Below are 17,406 nucleotides of genomic sequence, written 5' to 3'. Positions count from 1 at the left end.
CGCGGCCGCAAGGACCGCCCCCCAGCGCGCTCAGAACTCGAGCTGATACTGCACGCCGATCTGACGCGGACGACTCACCACACCGCGGGGCAATCGCTGGAGCGAACCGTCGGGAAGTTCTTCCTGACGTTCGAAGCTCGCGGCAGGCTGGTCGCCATAGTTCAGTCGCTTGTCGAGCAGGTTCTTGACGTAGAGCATCAGCTGCGAGCGCCCAAAACGCAGGCCGATATTGCCGTTGACCATGTCAATCGCCTGGCGCTTGTAGAATTGACCAGCCGCGTTCGTCACACGCTGCGGGCCGGTATAGCTATAGTCGCCCGCAATGAAGAGCTGCAGGGAAGCGTTGAGCGGTGTCTCGTAGCTGCCGGAAATCGCGCCGCTCCACTTGGGCACCTGCGGCAAGGGGCTGTTCGCCGGCTGCGGGAGCACCCCGGGGTCGACGAGGACGGCATCGGTATAGCCAATCCCGATCTGGATCGAGAGCGGCACGCCAGCGAACGGGCGACCGGAAAGCTCCATCTCACCGCCGCGGATGCGGGCTTTGCCGGCATTGGTCGTCAACGGCAGGAGACAATTGAGCAGCGTGGATTGCTGGATGTTGCTCCAGTTCATCTGGAACGCAGCCACCGACGCGCTGAGCCGTCCGCCCGCCAGCCGGCTCTTTGCGCCAACTTCGTAATTCCACAGGGTATCGGACTGATATTGGCGGATCTTGTTGTTATCGAGCCCGAGCGCCGCCAGATCGGCCGCGCAGATATTGGGCAGGGCCGACTGCCCGCCGCCCGGCCTGAAGCCCTTGGAGGCGGAAACGTAGATATTGCCCTCGTCGCCGATCTTGTAGGACAGCACCGCCTTGGGCACCAGGCCGGTCATGCGGCTGCGCAGCGCCGGATTGAAGTTGGAGCCGGTCGGCAGGTACAGGAGGCCGATGTCGGTCGAAGGGTCCGTGTTCTGCCGCGTCCAATATTTGCGAAGCCCGGCCGTGATCGTCAGCTTGGGGACGATTTCGTAATAGAGTTCGCCGAACACCGCGACGTCGCTCGCATGGTTTCGCGCATTCGACGACCCGAAGTTGGAAGGGGAGAAACCCGCATCCACCAGCTCCTTGATCGGTATCACCGGAACGCGGGTGTTGTTGAATCGGCGCTGATAGAACACACCCACGGTCCCGCTGAGATGCGGGAGGATCGTTCCCTCTTCGAACGAGAGGCGGTCTTCGTGGGTGAAGCGCGTCTCCCGCGCCCGATTATATTGATAGAGCACGGGCACGTTGAAATCCGACCCGAAATTCTGGATCAGATAGAGCAGGCTGCCCTCGGTATCGTCTTCTAGCTCGGTGATCTTCCGGGCGAAGAAGCTGGTGGACGACGTGACAGCGAAGCCGTTGCCGGCGTAGTTCAGCGCGAGGGAACCCAAGCCCCAGCCATCGGCCGAATACTCCTGCTGATCGGCGTCGCGATTCACAGTATAGGATAGCGGCCGATAGCCCGGCAGCGGCACATAGGCCGCCGGGAAGCCGTGCAGATAGCTATATTGTCCGATGACGTTGGCCGAGGCTTCCAATCGCTCGGAAAGCTTCAGGCGCAGCGTTACCGATCCCATCGCGACATCGTTGCGGCCTTGGCCCTTGCGCGACACCAGCCGCCCGGCTGCATCGGTGAACTGGCGGGTTATGTACCCGGAATCGTGCGTAAATCCGACGGCGATATCCAGCGCGGCGCGCCCCGGCGACAGCACGACATTCGCCTGGGCGTTGGCATTGCCGTCGAACCCTGCCGCTTTCGTGCCCCCCGCCTGGAGCTGCACGGCGCCGGAATTCTCGCTGAGCGACGGCTTGCGGGTGATGAAACGAAGGGTGCCGCCCATCGAGCTGGTGCCGAACAGCGTGCCCTGCGGCCCCTTGAGCACTTCGATACGATCGAGGTCGAGCGCCAGCGGGCTGACCGAAGACGGAACCGGCGTATCGTTGATGTAATAAGCGGTGGTACCGACGCCGACCACGCCGCGAATGGTGGTCTGACGATCGCCGCTCCATAACAGGCTGCCGCCCTGGCCATATTGAAAGCTGAGGTTGGGCACGCGGCTTGCGTAATCGGTGAAACTCTGGATGTTCTGCGTCTTCAGATAGTCCGCTGAAAGGGCTGTGATCGACGCCGGTACGTCGGTGAGCTTCTCGTCCCTGCGTCGCGCCGAAACAATGATTTCATCGGTGTCGACTACTGCCTGGCGACGCTCCTGCGGCCCGGCAGCGGTTTGCTTGTCGGCAGAATCTTGCGCTTGTGCGGGCACTGCGATAGAGGCGAGCGCCGTTCCCAACATCAGCATTGTCAGCCGCGATTGACGATTGTCTTTTCTCCGCCCGGTTCCCTGATAGCTGTTCATGTCTTCCCCTCTGAAACCTTGTCGCGTTGACAGCGCATAGGTCTGCGCCTGCGGCTCGCGGCTGCCCGCCGATGTCCGCTGCTGGATAGACACGGGCCAACGCAACAATCTGTAGCCGGCGCGGACATCGTTGCATTTTTGTAACGCAGAGGCCGTATTTGGCGCAGTTTGTTGTTGATGAGTAAATAGGCGCCACCGCCAGGACACCGTCCGGAAACGTTCCGAACAATCGCGTTTTCGTTACAATGGAGGCGGATAAGCGCCCCCGCCCGAGTACGATCAGCTCACAAGCTGCGCACTGCCAAAGCTGAATTGAAGCGGCGGAGGCCTTGTTCGCCGCCCCCCCGACAGCCGGCGCCGCCCCGGAACTGTTTCATGACCGCTTCACGGATTTTCGGCGTGCGGTGCTTCGCTTAGGGTTGCGCTCTACCCGGAACGGTCCCTGCCCATCAAGGAACGGGCGCGCCAGTTCGCTCTGTCGCGCGCATGGCGCCACCGGCACGCCGAAGCTCAGATAAGGAAGAATTCGGAATGAAGAGGATGAAGCGAATTGCAGCCTTGATAGGCGGAGCCTTGATGATGTCAGGCCCGGCGCTCGCGCACCACTCCTTCGCGATGTTCGATCAAACCAAGATCGTGGAACTGAAGAACGTCACGGTAACGCAGTACCAGTGGGCGAATCCCCATGTCTATGTGCTCGTGAAAAGCGGCAACACTACCTACACGCTGGAATGCGGCAGCCCGTCAAATATGCGGCAGACCGGCTGGAAGTTCAACACGCTGAAGGGCGGCGACAAAATCTCCGTTACCTTCTATCCGCTCCGAGACGGCAAACCTGGCGGCGCGCTCAAGATTGCGACCCTGGAGGGTGGGCAGAAGCTGCAAGCTTGGTGACGCGCTGCTGCAGCCTGAAAGCAGAAACCCCGCCGGGCTGCGTCCGCAATCCCTTGTCGTTGAAATGGGATGAGACCCTGATGCGCTTCGATAAAATGACTATTCTGGCGATCGCCGCTGCCCTGGCGTCAGGGGCGAACAGTGCGGCACCGGCGCAAACCGCGCTCGCGCCTAGCCCCGCCGCCACGCCGGCCCCATCACCCACGCCTAACATCACCGGGGTTTGGCAGCGCTATCCCAGCCCGTTCGAGGAAGGCGGCGAAGGCTTTGACGACATCCCGCCCCCGCGGCCCGGACCGGATCTTCTGGAACCCTATGCCGCGCAGTGGAAGGCCATACGGCAGAAGCGCCAAGCCGCTTTTGATGCAGGCCATGCGCTCGTCGATCCGAGCACACGTTGCCTGCCCGAGGGGATTCCAACGATGATGCAGGCGATCTACCCGATCGAAATTCTGCAGACACCGGGACGAATTACCGTTCTGGCCGAACTGTTCGCGCAAACCCGGCGAATCTATCTGGACGCCCCCTTCCCGGCCCCGGACGATCTGGAACCGACCTTCAACGGCTTCGCTTCGGCCCATTGGGACCACAATACGCTGGTGGTCACCTCGCGGGGGGTGAAAAAGGACGTCGAATTCTTCGAGATCCCCCATGGCGATCGGATGGTCGTCACCGAACGCTACACTCTTACCGGACCGGACATGTTGCGGGGAGACTTCACGATCGAAGATCCGGAGTATCTAAAGACCCCGTATCGCTGGACCTGGAAGTACACCCGTAACCATGACTATCGCATCCCCGAATATGTCTGCACGCATGGCCTGGAGACCGTCAATCCGGACGGGACGGTGACTTTCCAGACCAAATAGCACAGGGTCGGGGACGCCGATCGATTCCATCTGCCGGGTTGCGTGGGCACCCCTGCGTTCTATGACATGCCCTATGCACCACCGCTAAGGGGTTTTGGATACTGGGGTGGACAGGAAGCAGATGGAAGCAGAAGAGTCGTGCATTCTGGACGAGATGGCCCGCGCGCTCGATGAAGAGGGCCAAAAGGTGCGGGGTTTCATCGCCTCCAACCGCTCGGATACGTTGCTCAGTCTGTTCGATTTCCTGCTGGAGCAGTCGCTCGCCGGCCATCGCCCGAAAGAGTCGGAGATCGCACAGAATGTGTTTCCCGACGGCAGGGCGGCGCCAGGTCAGCAGGGCTCCCGGGTTCGCGTTGGCGTCTATCGGCTCCGCAAGAAGCTTGACCTCTACTACGCCGGCAAGGAGGGCCCGCGGCTTAACATTCCCCAAGGCGAATACGGGTTCGTGCTCGAGCGACCGGAAATCGCCCCAGAAGTGCCGCCGACCGAGGGGACTGCCGAGGAAGCAACGAACCGCCAAGGCAAGTTCCAGCCGATCTGGGTGCTGGCGGCGATTCTGCTGGCTCTGAACGCCGCGGCCGCTCTACTTTACTGGCATCGCGCACAGGGCGAGCAGCCAGCGAGGACCGCCTCGCCGCTCTGGACTCCATTCCTCGGAGAGGCCGTACCCACCTATGTGGTGATGGGCGACTATTTCCTGTTTTCCAGCCGCGGCGGCGGGAACGCTGGCGACGAAGCGATCGTACAGGACTTGTCGATCACCTCACCCGATGCGTTCTACGAATATCTGATGCAGAATCCGGCAGCGCAGAGGACCCTGGAGAATCAGGATCTCTATGCCGTGAGTTCGAGCCTGCTCGCGCCCGTCAGCCGCCTCGCATCCTATCTGAAGCCCGCCACCCTGAAGCCAGTGACGTCGTCGGCACTCGATGCGGAGATGATGAAGTCCGCTAACCTGATTTACGTAGGGGCGCTCGACGCACTGTCCCCTTGGCTGCGCGGGCCATGGCAGCAGATATCGGGATTCCGCTGCGGCACGCGTTGCTACGACTTGATCGACAAGACCTCGGGCCAGCGTTTCCTGTCGGACAGCCCGTATCTGCTTGGCGACGGCATCGTGCCGCGACGCGATTATGGGTATATCGCAAGTCTGCCGGGTCCATCCGGCCGCCAGATCCTAATCCTGTCCGGCACGGGGGATGTCGGTGCGCGACAGATGGTAAGCGTCGTCACCGACGCGAAGATGGTTGAACAACTTCGCCGTCGAATCGGCGGAGACTTGAACGCATTCGAAGCCCTCTACCAGGTCCGAACCATGTTCGATCAAAGCTATGGCAGTACCTTGCTCATCGTTCGCCCGATCAAGACAGGCGATATCTGGGACAAGGCATTCCAGGACTGAGAGACCGTTTGGGAATTCGATCGGGTGGGCTGCCGGGTCTTTTCCGTCGCCGCAGCGTTACCGATCCTCACCGATGCTTCCGGCATCGGCTGCGGTAGCCTCCTCGCGGGCGACGAAAAATCTCTCGCCAGCCCTAGGCCGCCGAATTCTCAAACGGTCTCTGAGGACGGTCGCCTTGAAGGGGCTCAACGCGATGCGCCGCGTGCGGGCGCGTCCGACAGCGGGCGCGCGATCAGCAGCGTCGTCTCGGAAACGAGGCCCCCGGTAACCTGAACGCGGTACAGCGCCTCAAACGCCCTCGCGCCGCCCAACTTTGCGGACAGGGCATCGAGCTGCTGCTTGTCCGTGACCAGCCGCACCATGCGGGACAAAGCCGAATCGTCAATGCCCGAGACGACCAGTATCTGGTTACCCGAAGTACCCGGCAGGCTGGCGAGATAACCATAGTCATAGCCGTTCCGGTTCTTGGGATCGGTATCCTTCAGCAATGCCCGAAACGTTTGCCCCGACGCCTTATCCTTCACCTCGTCGAAATCGGTCCCGGGCTCGAAGCCAGAGCGGCGGAAGAAAGGCGAGCGCAGCGTGGCGAGCTGCGAGAAATGCGTGATGTAGATGATGTTCCTTGCGTCGATCGTTTCCTGGGAGAGCTGCGAGACGGGAATGATTTCTCCCATGCCGTGGTCCGGCCGGACCGATGACGCGATCGACAATATGGCTTCTGCACCCGTCGCGACGCTCGCCGGAACGCGGTGGATGTCGCGGTCGCGCAACTTGCTGAACTGGTCGGGGTGCGATTTCAAATAGTCGAGCAAATCCCGTTCCGAGTTGATGAAGGGATATTTGAAGAGACGCGTGACTCCGCCCTCTGCTGCGCCTTCGGCCAGCATGTAGAAGTCACTCGCGGCAATTACCGGAACTTGCCGGTGTGTGGCGATCGGTGCCCAGAACGACGTCGCCGCCAAGGGCGAGGTCAGCTTTTCCACCCCCTCTCGCGGATGGGATGCGGACGCCCAGAGTACCGCCCATAGCAAGACGCTGGCCGCACCGCCGATCGCCAACAAGGCCGTTGCACGCCGCCGGGGCGCCGGGACCGATCGCGTTTCCGATGGCGGCAGGTCCATATCCTGTTCATCGGAGTCGGGATCGCTTGTGCGCGCGATGCGATACTCCCCCTTGGGAATATGCAGCCGCAGGCCGGTCTTCCCGGCATAAAAAGCGTCCAGCCGCTGACGAAGCCGATATACGTGTGCGCGCACTGTCGAATTCTGTGCGGTGTCGAACTCGGCATCCTTGCCGAACACGGACATGGCGATTTCTATTTCTTTCGGCGCGCGCGTATCAGTTGAGCGTTCGAGAAGGTAGTCGAAGAGCTCGAGGAGCTTGGTGGTTCGGCCCTCCGCCGCCAGAACCGCGCGGAATTCCACAGCCTGCTCTATCACCGACCGCTTGAGGTCTACATCGGCCTCGTTCAACGCTGTGAAACTTTCCAACGTGCGGTCGCTCCCCGATCTTTTGTTAGCGGTGATGGTAGCTGCCAGGGACCGAGGTTCAAGGCTCTTGATTGAGCCTCCCCGCGGACGCGCCGCACAACCGTTCGACAAAGCCTTACCGCTTCCCCGTAAGGACCTTGTTGCAGTCACCCAAAACGCTGTTCCGAACGTCCCGTGTCGTCCGCGCGTGGTTCAGTGCAGTAGACGGGAGATACGGGTCCGCCGGGACCGGGAGTGGGTGCTCGCAGATTCGCGGCCCACTTTGCGCGGGCCTTCGCGGGAAATTGATCTGCTACCCGTTCTTGGACCGCTCGGCTGGCTGCCATCCAGCATCTGCCGGCAGCGGGGGCCATGTGCCGCTGACCGGTTCACCAGCGAAATCTAAGGCGCTATCTAGGACGCCGCATTGAAGCTGCCGAACTCCACGCGACACCTCACTGCCGAAGCGTCCACTCAATCCCGACCTGGCGTCCGCCCAGGATCGTCTGCGGCCCCGCGTCGCTGTTGCGGCCAATCGTACTGCGATAGACGGTGGCGTCGAGGGCGTTGCGCACAGTCAGGCGCAGCGTCATGTGCGGCAGGCGATAGGCTATTCCCAGGTCGAGAGCGGTCGAGGGGCGAACCCAAGTGTCGAGCGCACTGCTAGTGACCGTGCTGGCGCCGCCCATCAGCGGCACTTGGATGCCATATTCCTGAATATAGGCTCCCGTGGCGCGGTACGACAAATCGGCGGACGAGCGCCCATCATCATAGCGCAGCCATAGCCGCGACCGCAGCGTCGGAGCATATTGTGCACGCTCGACAGCGCGCAACTGCGGCGTGTCCAGATGGACGGCGCTGGTGAGCAAGGTGCCGTCATAGCCAATCGTCCAGTGGCGCAGGCCTGGGCCGACCGTGGCAAGCGGTAGCGCGAGCGCGGTTTCCAGCCCGGCAACGTCGGCATCGCCGCCGTTCCTGGGCTGAACGACGCGCAGGCTGCTGTCGAGTGCCGTGGTCGCTGCGCCATTCTGGGCATTGCCGGCATCGTACAGATAGTGGCGCAGGTGCTTCGCAAAGCCGGCAATCCGCAAGGTCACGCCCGATGCCGGATGCCAGTGGATGGCGATGTCTGCGTTGATCGAATCGATCGGTCGCAAACCAGTATTGGGAAGTTGCACCAGAACCTGCCCCTGGGCGTCCTGTGTCGTGCTGCCGCCGCCGCTCAACTGGTAGGGCGAGGGGCGCGTCTGACTGGTCCACAGACTGGCATCGAGTGTCAGCCCGCCGCCGCTGTCCCAGGTCGCGGCCACGCTCGGCAGTAACGCGCCGTAGCGCGCGTGCAGGTCGTTCCAGCCATAGGCAATACCCGATGCCGGTACGCCGTTGTTGCCGGCCAGCCAGAAACTGCCCGCGAGGCGGACGTCCTGCGCACGCAGCCCCACGGCGATATCCAGGTTCGGGTTTGCCGAAACGGTAAGCGCGGCATAGCCGGCGATCGTGTCTTCTTGCGTTGCCAGCGCGTTGCCGTTCAGATCGTCGATCGATTTGGGGAGCGTCGCGGCGCCCCGGGTCGCACGCAGTAACGCATCGTCGTCGATTACAGGTACGCTGAAAGCGTAGATACCCGGCAGGAGCGGGCCGATTGCGCTTTGTACCAGCCCGGTCTGGCCCAGCGTAGTGCCCGCCGCAAATACGTCCTTCAGACTGTCGTGCGTGGTCGAGCGCGTGCGGGTCGATCGGAGCAGGCTTGCTCCCAGGCTTAGCTGAAGGCCGGGGCGCAGGACGATGCGACTCGCAAGATCGCCGCCGAGACGACGATCGCGGCTGAACTCGCTCTCGCGCTCGCCCTGATTGTGAATCGGGAAGGCAAGCGGGTTGGCAAGCAGTGCCCGATCGGCGCCGGATAGCGCGAATATGGGCAGGCCGTCGCGATAATCGAGTGCCAATCCGCCCTGCAGCCGCGTCGCCACCGGATCCCAGAACGAGATTTCGATATGATCGGGCCGGTCGGTCCGACCGACCGCCCGGAACAGCCGGGCGTTCAGCGTAACCCGCGCATCACGCCATTCGGCCTCGGCCTGGGCGATGCCCAGCACGTCGCGTTCGGGGTTGGTCTGGAACCAGTAGTGCGCGTCGGCCCGCGTGCTCTGGTTCAGGAACAGCCCGTTACCCAGTGAGGTACGGGTGAAATAGTCGAGAGAGCGTCCGCCCTGGACGCTGAGCTGATAGATATCCTGGTCGACCGCGCGCGTCGCCCCGGTCAGCCGCGCGGTCAACGTCAACCGGGGATCGGGTCGCCAGCCGATCGCGAGATGGCCGCTCGCCTCGCGGCTGACACCCCGCGTCACCTGCGCGTTGAGCGCGGCGAGGCGGAGATTGGCTGCCGGATCGATTCCGGGTGGGCTGGCACCGGCGGCATCGCTTACCGCAAAGGCGAGATTGCCCGACTGGAAGGTCTGCTCGACGCTCGCAAATGGCCTGCGGGCGAGCGCCCCGCTGGCGAACACCGCCACCCGATCGTCGGCGGTCGTGAATCCTGCAGCTGCGCTTGCTCCCAGGATCGTCGCGGTCTGTCCAAGGCGGCGGGCGGTATCGTCCCAGCCGGTCGATAGCCGCAGCTTCGCCTTGTGCGCTGCGGCGTCGAACGGATCGGCGTGGCGGATGTCGAGCATCCCCGCGGTCGCAGCGCCCGTGCGGCTGGCATCGAGGATCGTGTGGAGCTGTAATGTGGTTTCGGGCGAGCCCGCCATCAGGCTCAGTTGCGAGCCACGGCTATAGGGCAGGCTTTGCGGTATCGGCACGCCATCGACCTGAACGTCGAGATAGCTGCCCGGCAGCCCGCGCATCGCAACGAAGTCGCCGGTCGCGCGGCTGGCATGATCGACACGGCCCATCGCGCCTTCGAGCGAGGTGCTCAGCGTCAGGATACCCGGCAGCCGACCCAGCGCCTCGGCGATCGTACGGTCGGGCAGCCGCTCGATCTCGCCCGCTCCCAGCGTCTCGGTCGAGCGGGTCAAGGCAGGAAGCGTGTCGGCCCGGCGACGGGTAGTTTCGACGACGACATCCTCGTTCGGCGGCGCGGGCGGCGACGGCGGGGGCGAACGGCGCCGTGGTTGCGCCGGCGCGTGGCGGGGTGCGCGTTGCCGGGTCAGGCGTACCGCGCCGCCGGGCAGCCGCTGGACGACCAGGCCGTTGTGCTGTGCGATCTGGCGAAGCGCATCGTCGAAATCGCGCGCCCGCATCGCCGGACTTCGCGCGCGGGCGACATCGGCCGCCGTGAACAGGATATTGTGGCCGGTCTTGCGAGCCAGCAACAACAATGCGTCGCCGAGTGGCAGCGCAGGCAACTGGATCCCCGCTATCGGCGCAGTCTGCGCCGCGAGTGGCGGCGCCGCGCAGGCCAGCCCGGCCGCCACGAAGCTAGCGCCGGCGAACCTCATACCCGTCCTCCGTCCGGCGCCACGACACGGAAGCGAGCGCCTTGGTCGCGTCGAGGAACGGAACGACATCGTCGATGCGATAGGTGCCATAGACCCGCAACTGCGCAAGCGACGGATCGAGGATGCGGATATGCGGGCCACCCAGTTCGCCGAACCGCGCGGCCACGGCGCCCAGCGGCATGTCGCGCGCGACGACCCGCCCGTCACGCCAGGCCAGCGCGTCGCCCGCATCGATTGCGGATACCGTCGCCGTGTCTCCTTCGATCACCAGTTGCTGGCCCGGCGTGGGCGACGCGATCGCGGCGCCGGTCTGGCGATCTTCCACGTCGATCGCACCGCGCGCCAGCACCACGGTGGTGCGCTGGCCCCGCCGGGCGAGCGAGAACAGCGTACCCTTGTCGACGACGCGGATCGTGTCGGTTTCGACACGGAACGGCCGTCGTTCGTGCCGCACTTCGAAGCTCGCCTCGCCAGTCAGCGTCGCGGTGCGACCGAGCAGGTCAGTGTGGAAGGTCACGCTGCTGTGCGGCGTCAGCCATATCCTGCTGCCGTCGGCCAGAGTTGCGGCCCGAACGCCCCCGGAGGCGTCGAGCCGCTGATCCTGAACCGTGCCGAACCACAGCACCACACCGCCGATCCCCGCCAGCGCCGCGCCCATCGCCGGAATTCCCCAGCCGGGCAGCACCATGCGAGTCCGCGCGGGACGGTGCACGCGCACGCCCGCGGCGCGCGCTGCAGCCGGGGCCCGACGCCAGGCGCGCTCGACCAGGTCCATTGCCGCGACATGTTCGGGGCATTCGGCAAGCCAGTCACGGAACGCGCGCCGGTCGGTTTCATCGCCGTGCCGTGCGCGCTCCAGCCAGGCCGCCGCTTCGACCAGTAGCCGTCCGTTGCCGGTATCGCGCACCATCAGGCCGGGTCCATCAGGCGTTCGGCGAGCTTCGCGAGGGTGCGTTCGACATGGTGCGACACTGCCTTGGGCGTGATGCCCAAGCGATTGGCAGCCTCCTTGTGGCTACAGCCTTCCACTCGCACCAGCAGGAACGCATCGCGCGCGACCGGCGTGATCGCATCCAACGCAGTGCCGAGCACGGTGAGTTCCTGGCGTGCACTGGCGATGCGGTCCGGCGCGAGCTGGCGGTCATCCATGATGGCTTCATCCAGCGGCATATGCTCATCAGACATCCGCGTCGCTCTCCTACGATGTTTGTCGATCAAGAGGTTTGACGCAATCCGACGCAAAAATCCCCGCGCATTCTCCACAAATCCACCCTGCGGTGCCGACAGCACGCGCAGATAGACATCCTGTACCATGTCGTCGAGATCGGCAGGGTCACGCACCCGCCTTTTCAAATATAGGCGCAGCGCCGCCATTTCTTCGGCGTCGGCGATAATGTCGCACGATCCGCGATCGATAAAGGAACGAGCATCGGCAGGCGCGCGCAGGATGTTCTCATCTACCATCTTGTGTTCCGCGCACACGGACCCGACGCGCACTTTATCCGCCGCTCCGACGCCGATTGCAACGCGCTCCGTTAGGGTCGCTATGTGACATTGCCGTGACTTTTCGCCCGAATCTTTTTCCCGGGGAATCTCCGTTTCGGCTGCGTCCTCCCTTCTGAACCCGGCCAGCGATGATTGGCCGGGGTTTCGTCCGATGGGGAAATGACAATGATGAAACGTTCGATTGGTAAGGCTGCGCTGCTCGCCAGCGCGATGATGATTGCCGCACCGGCGATTGCGCAGGATCTCCAGGCGTCGACGTCCGACGCAAGCGCTACCGACGCGGCGTCGGCACACGGCAAGGATCCGAACGAAGTGGTAGTGATCGGCACGCGCAAGCAGGCGGCGTCGATCCAGTTCCGCTCGGCGCAGCCGATCGCGGTGCTCTCCGAAGAAGATCTGCAGCACACTGCAGTTCATAACGTCGCCGAAGCGCTGGGGCTCTTGCCGGGCGTAAACGTCGTCAACACCGGCTCGTCGTTCATCGGCGGCGTCGATGGCGCGTCGCGCGGCGAAGGCATGTATGTCGCGATCCGCGGTCTCAACTCCGAATACAACGTAAACCTGATCAACGGCGTCAACGTCGCGCAGGGCCAGCCCTATAGCCGCGGCGTGCAGCTTAGCCTGTTGCCTCCGAGCGGCCTCAACACCATCGTGCTCAGCAAGGCGTCGCGCGCCGACATGGATGGCGACGCGATCGGCGGCACCGTCGATTTCCGCACCCCCACCGCGTTCGACTATTCCGACGCGCTGCACGGCAGCGTGACTGCCTCGGGCCGCCTGGAAACCCGCGCCCGCACCTATGGCGATAACGGCCTGGGCGGCGGCGCCGCCGCGTCGCTGTCGTCGCGCTTTGGCGCCGATCACAACTTTGGCATCTATGCGAGCGGCTATTTCGAACGCCGCACCTACACCAACAGCGAAATCCGCGGCGCCCAGTCGGCGCACGACGATGGAAGCTGGGGCTATGCCAATGCGTCGGACACGAAGGGAACCAGCTATCCCGGTCTCGATCCGGAGCGCAACGCCGCGCTGACCGGCTTCGATGCGGGTGTGTCGAGCGGTGCCACCAATCGCTTCGGCGGTAACGCCTCGCTTGACTGGCACCCCGACAGCACCACCCAGCTTTATCTGCGTGGCACCTATGCCAAGGCGATAACGACGCAGGATTCGACGCTTGCCCAGTATAATGGCGGCACCAAGGCCTGGATCCAGTCGCCGGGCACCGACCGCTATGTGCTGACCTCGCCCGCAGTGTCGGTCCGCAACTATTTCGAGACCAATCCGGAAACCTCGATCCTGGCCACCGCCGCGTTCGGTGGCGAAACCGAGATCGGCGGCTGGAAGGTCGCGCCCGAGATTTTCTACAGCGAAGGCCATAACAACCGGCCGAACCACATCGAGGTTTCGGCACGCAGCAACCAGTCGGACAAGTACACCAACGGCTCGAAGATCCCACTTGGCGGCCAGCAGGTCGGCTACAGCAACGACTATCCGGTCGCGCTGCTCAACCAGGCCATTTTCAACGCCTTGGACAACTCGGCCAACGTCCTGCCGGGCCGTCGCGCCGGCCAGTTGACCGAGCAGTTCAGCGGCCAGCGCAAGTGGGGCGGGCGCCTCGACATCAGCCGCGATCTTTCTGACCGTGACGGCATTGTCCAGTCGATCGCGTTCGGCGGCAAGCTCCAGACCAGCACCCGTGATGTCACCAGCCGCGACTGGACCACGGACTATGTCGCCAACTATGTCGGCAAGACCGTCACCTGGGCGCAACTGGGGCTGACCAACGGCACCTATGCACATACCTATCCGGGCCTGTATGACTGGTCGTTGCCGCGGTTCAACAAGCAGGCTCTGTTCAACCTGTTCTACAAGTACCAGTTCGCTCAGGAAGCCGACGGGTCCAGCTACAACAGCTTCGATACCTGCGGTTCGCTGTACACCAACAACTATAATTGCGGGACACTGAAGGGCCGCGAGACGGTGAGCGCCGGCTACGCCACGACCACGCTGAAGACCGGCAATGTCGAAATCATTCCGGGCGTGCGGTTCGAACATACCGACATCCGCAACACCTATTGGGTGATCCCATACACCTCGGGCAACGAGCAGCCCGGCGCCTTCGCAAGCAACAAGTCCAGCTTCGATGCGCTGCTGCCCAGCCTGTTCGTCAACTGGCGTCCTTCGACTGCGGTCGTGGTACGCGGCGACATCTGGCAGTCCTATACCCGCCCGCCGTTCTTCCAGCTCGGCGGCAGCTCGACTGCCCGGACCGGCGACGACGGCAAGACGACGATCGTTCAGGGCAATCCGAACCTGAAGGCGATCCGTGCGACCAATGTGGATGGTTCGGTCGAATGGAACTTCGCCCAGTCTGGCTATGCGATGTTCGGCGGCTACTACAAGCGCATCCGCAACTATATGTACGACAGCGGCACGACGCTGCTGAACACGGCGACCAGCGACGGCACCAACCAGACGTTCATCAGCCAGCCGCGGAACGGCGGCAGCGGCAACATCTATGGCCTGGAGTTCCAGGCCCAGAAGACGTTCGTCGAACTGCCGGGCTTCCTGCGCGGGTTCGGCGTGGGTGCGAACCTGACCCGTCAGTGGAGCAATGTCGACATCGGTGGCGGGGTACAGCGCCAGATCCAGAACGCACCCGACGTCATTGCGCAGGGCCGTGTCTTCTATTCGCTGCACGGCTTCTCGATCGACGCGATCTACAACTACACCGGCGCCTATCTCGAATCGTACAACTATCTGGGCCAGGCGACGCGCTGGGACGATCGCTGGGTGCGGCCGATCCAGCGGGTCGACCTGCATGTCGGCTATGATTTCGGGCACGGGGTGAAGGCCGACATGTCGGTCGCCAACCTGTTCAACAACTACACCTACTGGGCGCATATCGGCCGCAACTCGCTGGCGATTTCCGACATCGTCAATTCGGGGACGACGGCGCTCGCAAGCCTCAAATATTCCTTCTGATATTCCCTGAGCCTGCGACGGCACCTTCCACGGTGCCGTCGCCCTTTTGCTTTTTTCCTGCTCGCCAATCGGGACGGTCCGGTGGAGGTCTGTTGCTCGTTTTTGGCTGCCGAATAGATCAAGCGATGGTCGAGGTAGCTTCGTACAAACAGCTCAGATCTTGATGAGGCCAAGACGTTAAAAGAGAGCGCCCGACGCTACTGCCGCGCTCGACCGCAGGCTTTCGAAACCCGACTCAGCGCATATCGTGCGCAACGGCGGCATGGCGCCTTCGGGTCCTGCTCTATCTTCATGGTGGCGGCTTCCTGGCCGGGGATGGTTCCGAGAAGCGATACGACGGGGCAGCACTGGCCGCGCGGGGCATTGTCGTCGTCACGGCCAATTACCGCGTCGGCGTGTTCGGCTTCCTCACGCATCCCGACCTCACGGCGGAGTCGCCGCACCAGGCATCAGGAAACTGTGGGCTGCTCAATCAGGCGGCTGCGCTGCGTTGGATAAAGCGCAACATCGCGGCCTTCGGCGGTGATCCCAACAAGATCACGGTCGGTGGTGACTCTGCCGGATCGATGTCGGTCAGCACCCTGATGGCGTCGCCCCTGTCGCGCGACCTGACGCGCGGCCGGCGGCCCCTGGCAGATTCGGACGTTCGCGCCGTAACGGGCGAACGACGCAATCTGGTCGGAAGCAGCCGGTCCAAAACGTGCCGGCCTTCTAACGAGGGAACGATTCACGAGGCGGAGGCCAACTTGCGCACTGGTGGCACGACTGCCTTCCAAAGCTGCCTCACAAAGGACCCACGACCGACCCACGGGAAAGCTCCTTCCGCAAGGGCTCGGCAAATTTGCTTCTGGAAGGGATGGTGCCGCTTACAGGACTCGAACCTGTGACCCCCGCATTACGAATGCGATGCTCTACCAGCTGAGCTAAAGCGGCCAACCGTCGGGCGTATTTGCCCGAGAGAGCGGCGCCATTATCAGCAGGATCGGCGGCTGGCAAGCGCTGCATCGCTGCTTCAGCGAGCAAAACGCCGGTCATCCCCGAAGATAGTTTTTACGCGCCGTTTACCACGCAGGGTGCAAAAGCCTTTTCGACCAGTTTTTTTGGGGCCTCCGAGGTCCCGCATTGGAGCACGCGCATGAACATGGCTCGCGGCATCAGGCATCCGCTCGAATCGCACGATGCGAACGAGCCGGACGACGCCGTCATCGATCGCCCGATCGAAATCGGCGGCGACGAACGCCGCATGCATGTGCGTGCCTATAATCACTGGGTCTCGCTGCTGGGCGGCCGGGCCTATCCCTCGATCGAAGACCTTGATCCCGAGAATATTGCCGATTTCGGCCCGAACAGCGTGCTGCTCGACTTCTCGAAGGGCATTGAAGATCCGGAAATCCGCTATCTGGGGCGGGCGCTGCGCGAGGAGTGCGGCGTCGACACGTCGATCACCAACGTCGGCCAGGTGCCCACCCGGTCCTTGCTGTCGCGACTGACCGACCATTATCTCCAGATCATCGCGAATCGCGCGCCGATCGGCTTTGAAGCCGAATTCGTCGGCCAGCGCGGCCATAATACGCTGTATCGTGGCATTCTGATGCCGTTTTCGTCCGACGAGGACACGATCGACTTCATCTATGGCGTGATCAACTGGAAGGAGCTGGTTGACGCTGACACCCAGGCGCAGCTGAACGCCGCCATGGAAGATGCGCGCCGTAACACGCCGCCGCCGCCGGTCCCGGCCGCGGTATGGGCGGATGGGCCCAGCGCCGGTTTCGGCGCCCCCGCCACGCCTGACCTGCCGCGCACCGAACTCAGCTCGGCACTGGCCGACCAGCTGATGCTGGCGCGGGAATCGGCGGCTGCCGCACGCGCTTCCGATCTGCGTGGCCGCGCGGCGCTGTATCGTGCGCTGGACCGTGCCTATGCCTTCGCGCTCGCCACCGAAGGCGACGGGGAAGCCTATGCCGCGCTGCTCGAAGAGGCCGGATTGGCCGCCCAGGCGCGCGCGCCGATGACGCCGATCGTCAAGCTGGTCTTCGGCGCCGATTACGACAAGACGCGGCTGACGGAGTTCGCCGCGGTACTCACCCATGCCAAGCGCATCGCCGTGCCACAGGGCGGGCTGGATGCGTTTCTGGAAATCACCCCTGGCGGCATTAAGGGCGTGGTGAAAGCCGAGCGCGAAATGCGCCGCAAGCCGGCCAATCCCGCGCGTCAGGCCGTGTTCGCCCGCGCTGCCCAGGCGCTGCGCGATCGCCCGGTGCTGGCGCATGTCGAACTGCCGCTGGGCAGCGAGGATGAATTCGTGCTGCTGCTGGCGCGTGCAGGCCATGCGGGACTGGACATCGTCGCGGCGCTGGATGGCGATCCGGGGCTGACGGAGCGCGCGGTTCGCCGCGCGGCAGCCTGACTCGCGCACCCCGGGCGCGCGCTTTTGCGCCCTTTCTCCGACATTTTCCAGA

The 17,406-nt window shown here is 63.7% G+C and carries 11 protein-coding genes and 1 tRNA gene; 6 read left to right on the top strand and 6 right to left on the bottom strand.

Translation table 11 applies throughout. The annotated features are described in order from the left end of the window. Window positions 1–30 precede the first annotated feature (30 nt). Entirely contained in the window at window positions 31–2,382 is a 2,352-nt protein-coding gene (locus tag ACT53K_RS00660) for a TonB-dependent receptor (RefSeq protein WP_476226594.1), read from the bottom strand. 531 nt (window positions 2,383–2,913) lie between these two features. Between ACT53K_RS00660 and ACT53K_RS00655 the strand changes: the two genes are divergently transcribed. The 3 genes from ACT53K_RS00655 to ACT53K_RS00645 all read left to right on the top strand — a co-directional run bounded on the left by ACT53K_RS00655 (window position 2,914) and on the right by ACT53K_RS00645 (window position 5,547). Continuing rightward, window positions 2,914–3,276 carry a DUF6152 family protein gene (locus ACT53K_RS00655; protein WP_476226593.1) on the top strand — a complete coding sequence of 121 codons (363 nt, stop codon included), beginning with the start codon at window positions 2,914–2,916 and terminating at the stop codon, window positions 3,274–3,276. Continuing rightward, window positions 3,270–4,145: a hypothetical protein gene (locus ACT53K_RS00650; RefSeq protein ID WP_476226592.1), complete on the top strand. Its 876-nt coding sequence runs from the start codon at window positions 3,270–3,272 to the stop codon at window positions 4,143–4,145. Before ACT53K_RS00655 ends, ACT53K_RS00650 begins: the two co-directional genes overlap by 7 nt. A 106-nt stretch (window positions 4,146–4,251) precedes the next feature. Continuing rightward, complete coding sequence (locus tag ACT53K_RS00645) at window positions 4,252–5,547, top strand: hypothetical protein (RefSeq protein ID WP_476226591.1); 1,296 nt, start codon at window positions 4,252–4,254, stop codon at window positions 5,545–5,547. Between the two features lie 185 nt (window positions 5,548–5,732). On the opposite strand, the gene ACT53K_RS00640 is transcribed toward ACT53K_RS00645, so the two are convergent. The 4 genes from ACT53K_RS00640 to ACT53K_RS00625 all read right to left on the bottom strand — a co-directional run bounded on the left by ACT53K_RS00640 (window position 5,733) and on the right by ACT53K_RS00625 (window position 11,920). Next, window positions 5,733–7,019: a hypothetical protein gene (locus ACT53K_RS00640; protein WP_476226590.1), complete on the bottom strand. Its 1,287-nt coding sequence runs from the start codon at window positions 7,017–7,019 to the stop codon at window positions 5,733–5,735. A 452-nt stretch (window positions 7,020–7,471) separates the two neighbouring features. Next, the gene (locus ACT53K_RS00635; protein ID WP_476226589.1) at window positions 7,472–10,456 is read right to left on the bottom strand and encodes a TonB-dependent receptor domain-containing protein; all 2,985 of its coding nucleotides are present in this window, start codon (window positions 10,454–10,456) and stop codon (window positions 7,472–7,474) included. Beyond that, on the bottom strand, window positions 10,437–11,366 hold the full coding sequence (locus ACT53K_RS00630) for a FecR family protein (RefSeq protein ID WP_476226588.1): 930 nt from the start codon (window positions 11,364–11,366) through the stop codon (window positions 10,437–10,439). Before ACT53K_RS00630 ends, ACT53K_RS00635 begins: the two co-directional genes overlap by 20 nt. Further along, window positions 11,366–11,920 carry an RNA polymerase sigma factor gene (locus ACT53K_RS00625; RefSeq protein WP_476226587.1) on the bottom strand — a complete coding sequence of 185 codons (555 nt, stop codon included), beginning with the start codon at window positions 11,918–11,920 and terminating at the stop codon, window positions 11,366–11,368. Before ACT53K_RS00625 ends, ACT53K_RS00630 begins: the two co-directional genes overlap by 1 nt. A 207-nt stretch (window positions 11,921–12,127) precedes the next feature. On the opposite strand from ACT53K_RS00625, the gene ACT53K_RS00620 reads away from it, so the two are divergent. Further along, window positions 12,128–14,947 carry a TonB-dependent receptor gene (locus ACT53K_RS00620; RefSeq protein WP_476226586.1) on the top strand — a complete coding sequence of 940 codons (2,820 nt, stop codon included), beginning with the start codon at window positions 12,128–12,130 and terminating at the stop codon, window positions 14,945–14,947. A gap of 200 nt (window positions 14,948–15,147) precedes the next feature. After that, entirely contained in the window at window positions 15,148–15,834 is a 687-nt protein-coding gene (locus ACT53K_RS00615; RefSeq protein ID WP_476227264.1) for a carboxylesterase family protein, read from the top strand. Here ACT53K_RS00615 and ACT53K_RS00610 read toward each other — a convergent pair. Next, a tRNA-Thr gene (locus ACT53K_RS00610) sits at window positions 15,805–15,880 on the bottom strand. The two genes, ACT53K_RS00615 and ACT53K_RS00610, sit on opposite strands and share 30 nt — an antisense overlap. A gap of 202 nt (window positions 15,881–16,082) precedes the next feature. Between ACT53K_RS00610 and ACT53K_RS00605 the strand changes: the two genes are divergently transcribed. After that, window positions 16,083–17,354, top strand: coding sequence for a PAS domain-containing protein (locus tag ACT53K_RS00605; RefSeq protein WP_476226585.1), 1,272 nt, complete (start codon window positions 16,083–16,085; stop codon window positions 17,352–17,354). The last annotated feature ends 52 nt before the right edge of the window (window positions 17,355–17,406 follow it).

Source organism: Sphingomonas sp. DMC8, assembly GCF_056314185.1.
Note: the sequence above shows the minus strand (reverse complement) of the source record. Positions and strands in the feature narration are given on the sequence as shown.